Genomic DNA, 3,950 nt, shown 5'->3' on the forward strand with positions numbered 1-3,950 from the left:
TTTATTTATTCTCTCCTACCTCAAATACTCCCTCAAAAACGGCGAAACTTCCTTATCCTTCCCATACAAATTTTTAGGATAGGTAATCATAAGCTCCTTCTTTGCCCTTGTAATAGCCACATAAAAAAGCCTTCTCTCTTCCTCGATGTCTGACTGTCTTATAGCCTTCTTGTAAGGAATTACTCCCTCTATCACTTCAGGGATGTAAACCTTTTCAAACTCCAGTCCCTTACAGCCATGCATGGTAGAAATAACTACTGCATCCCTGTCACTATTTTTATTTTTCTCAAACTCCTCTTTTTGCTTTTTGTTAAACTCTTCAATATTCTCTTTCCATTCATTAAGGGTATTATAAGGCTTAGCAGTTTCTTCTATCTCCTCTAAAATATCAAAGAGTTCATCGGTATCAATATGTCTTTCATCTGCATACTCTGTCAAAAATTTATCATAACCGATTACCTTTCTTACATAGTGAATAGCACCGAAAGGGGAAAGTTCAGAGAGTTTTGCAAGATGAAACTGAAGAGTGTTTATTCTCTCTGCCATCCAATTCCTTCCCTTGTAAGCATCCGTCCATTTCAAAAAACTTACATACTCAGTTTTATTCTTATTTAAAAATACGGCATCTGCAAGGCTCTCTCTTGTAAGATAACGATTCGGACGGTTCATTATATTTAAAAATCTTGCTCTTGTCTTATCTCCATTCGCTATTTCTAAATAATCCATTATATTTTTAGCTATGAAATGATTGTAAATGCTTGGAGCCATCTCCTTCATTACAAACGGAATATTATACTCGATAAGTTTTGCAACTATTGGTCTTGCTATAACATTAGTTCTATATACTATTGCCATTTCAGAAAATGGAATACCATTTTCATGTGACTTAATTATATTTTTTACTATCTCTGTGTCTTCTGCCTTTCTATCTGAAAAACTTTTTATAACCGGTAAATTACCTACTATTCCTTTTGCTGCTATTATTTTTTTATCAAAACGCTGTTTATTTTTATGAATTACACTTCCTGCAAAATTTAGAATTGATTCCGTAGAACGATAATTCTCATTCAAGAGCACTTTTTTACAATTAGGATAAATTTTTTCAAAACCAAGCATTATCTCAGGCTTAGCTCCCCTAAAGCGATATATGCTCTGATCATCATCTCCAACTATAAAGATATTATTATGAGGTTGTGCCATCTTTCTTACCAGTTCAAACTGTAGCCTTGACACATCTTGAAACTCATCTATAAGGATATATTGAAACTTACTCTGCCATGCTCTAAGAATATGTGGATAATCATTAAACAGCTTATCGCACAAAAGCATCATATCATCAAAATCAATCAGTCCTCTTTCTTTCATAAAGGCTACATAAGACTTAAAAATATCTCTAAAGACTTCTTCAGGACAATTCAGTGAATAATAATTATTTATTTCCACCCCTTCAGATTTTACTTTGCTTATTTCTCCGATAATATTTTTGATAAAATCTTTTTCATCGCCTTCTTCTAAGTTTAATTCCCTAATTTTTTCTTTCAAAAAATTCCTGGACATTTCCTCCGTAATTATCTGGTCTACTCCATAGCCATAAGACACCCTTAATATAGTAAAAAAGACTGAGTGAAAGGTAGCAAACTGCACTCCTTTAGGCTCACCCATCAATTTTACAAATCTTTCCTTCATTTCAACTGCTGCTGCCTTTGTGAAAGTTATAACAAGGATTGTCTGCGGAATTATCTTCACTTCCTCTAAAAGATGCCTTACCCTACCTGTAATTACAGCTGTCTTACCGGATCCCGGCCCTGCCAGCACCATCATCGGTCCATTTGTATGTCGTACTGCCTCTAACTGTGGTTTACTATATTCCACATTTCCTCCTACTTATCTAAAAGGGGCTATCCAAATGATAACCCCTTTTAATATATTATATCAGCCCTCTACTGCCTTGCTAAGTTTATCTATTCCTATTCTTACTCTCCTAAGGCTTTCTTCCTTGCCTAAAATTTCCATAATCTCATAAGCACCGCCCGGTGTCATCTGCTTGCCGGAAACAGCAGTTCTAATTGGCCAAAGTCCCTGCCCGTTCTTTATACCCTTGTCCTGAATATAACCCATAAGTACAGACTCTACCCCATTTCTTGAGTAGTCATCATTTGCCTCAAGTAAAGGTAAAAGTTCACGAAGTACCTCTAAAGAACTCTCACTACTTGTCTTCATCTTTTTATGGGTATACATTGCTATATCATAATCAGGCAGTTCCTCAAAGAAATCTATATGTTCCTTAAGATCAGGTAAAACTTCTATTCTTGTTTTTACAAGCTCTGCTATTTTCTTAAAGTCAAGATCCTTTGTTATAACCTCTTTAAGGTATGGAAGTGCCATCTCATAAAATCTGTCAAAGTCCATAGCCTTAAGATACTCACCATTCATCCAACGTAGCTTAACCATATCAAATACAGCCGGAGATTTATTTATTCTGGTATAATCAAACTCTCTTATAAGTCCTTCAAGATCAAAAATTTCAGTTCCGCTCTCTGCACTCCAACCTAATAAAGCAATGAAGTTTACTACCGCCTCCGGAACAAACCCCTGCTCAATGAGGTCTTCGTATGAACTGTGTCCGCTACGCTTTGAAAGTTTCTGATGTTCTTCATTAGTTATAAGCGGACAATGAATATAAGTAGGTATGTCCCAACCAAAAGCATCATAAAGCCTGTTATACTTAGGTGTAGATGAAAGATACTCATTTCCACGCACTACATGAGTTATTCCCATAAGGTGATCATCTACTACATTAGCAAAATTGTATGTTGGGTATCCATCTGACTTTATAAGTACCTGATCATCAAGTTCTGCATTTGGAGCAGTGATTTCTCCATAAACTTCATCCTTAAATGTAGTTGTACCCTCTCTTGGAATATTCTGCCTTATTACATAAGGCTTGCCTTCTTCAAGATTTTTTTCTATTTCTTCTTTTGGAAGATGGAGGCAATGCTTATCATAAACCATTACTTCTTTACCATCTATAGTCTGTTTTAAACTTTCAAGTCTCTCCTTAGTACAAAAACAGTAGTAAGCTTCTCCTTTTTCTACAAGTTCCTTTGCATACTTTATATAAATACCTGTTTCCTGCCTTTCGCTCTGCACATAAGGACCATAATCGCCTCCTATATCCGGTCCCTCATCATGCTTAAGTCCTGTCGCCTTCATTGTATTATATATGATATCCAACGCTTCCGGCACGAATCTCTCTCGATCCGTATCCTCTATTCTAAGAAGAAATGCTCCTCCTGCGTGCTTTGCTATAAGGAACTCATACAAAGCTGTCCTTAAATTGCCTACATGCATTCTTCCTGTTGGGCTTGGTGCGTATCTTGTTCTTACTTGTTTCATTATCTTATCTCCTGTGTATTAATCTTTCTATTTTTCATCAATGATAGTATCTATTTCAGCTGATTCTACCATCTGATTAAAATAATCTTCTGCCTTCTCAAATTCCTTATCACTTTCAATATCCTCTATGTTGAAGTCTTCTGCTCCAACAGGAACAAACCTGTACAGCCAAATTTCACTATCTTCGTTATCCTTATCTATAAGTGCAATATATTGTTTCCCATCTACCGGAAAAATAGACAACACTTCACAGTGAACAACCTTACCCTCTTCCAGTTCAATAGGAATTACCATATAAGGCAGGTTTTTAAACTCCTCTGCAGTCATAACCACCTCCATTTAATTCTATGCCATAATAATACATCATATGTACTAAATTTGATGTATTCTCATTAAGTGTTCACATTATAACACAAATTGTTGATTTGGAAAATAAGAAAATTAAATGTATTTTACAGTGCTTCTACCTGCTCCTTGGTAAGCCCTGTCGCCTTCACTATAATCTCTATATCCACCCTACTATCCTTAAATTTTTTTGCAATTCGAAATGTTGC

At 35.6% G+C, this 3,950-nt stretch carries 3 protein-coding genes; all 3 read right to left on the minus strand.

What is annotated here, in order from left to right; genetic code table 11:
- Positions 1-15: 15 nt before the first annotated feature.
- The 3 genes from ACTTG8_RS09835 to ACTTG8_RS09845 are packed head-to-tail and all read right to left on the minus strand — an operon-like array spanning position 16 to position 3,723.
- Positions 16-1,872: an ATP-dependent helicase gene (locus ACTTG8_RS09835; RefSeq protein ID WP_442561931.1), complete on the minus strand. Its 1,857-nt coding sequence runs from the start codon at positions 1,870-1,872 to the stop codon at positions 16-18.
- A 60-nt stretch (positions 1,873-1,932) separates the two neighbouring features.
- Entirely contained in the window at positions 1,933-3,396 is a 1,464-nt protein-coding gene (gltX, locus tag ACTTG8_RS09840) for a glutamate--tRNA ligase (protein ID WP_442561932.1), read from the minus strand.
- A 27-nt stretch (positions 3,397-3,423) separates the two neighbouring features.
- Positions 3,424-3,723, minus strand: a complete 300-nt coding sequence (locus tag ACTTG8_RS09845; RefSeq protein WP_442561933.1) for a DUF1292 domain-containing protein — start codon at positions 3,721-3,723, stop codon at positions 3,424-3,426.
- Between the last annotated feature and the right edge of the window lie 227 nt (positions 3,724-3,950).

Origin of the sequence: Catonella sp. (genome assembly GCF_052173895.1) — a bacterium.
Taxonomy (GTDB): Bacteria; Bacillota; Clostridia; order Lachnospirales; family Lachnospiraceae; genus Catonella.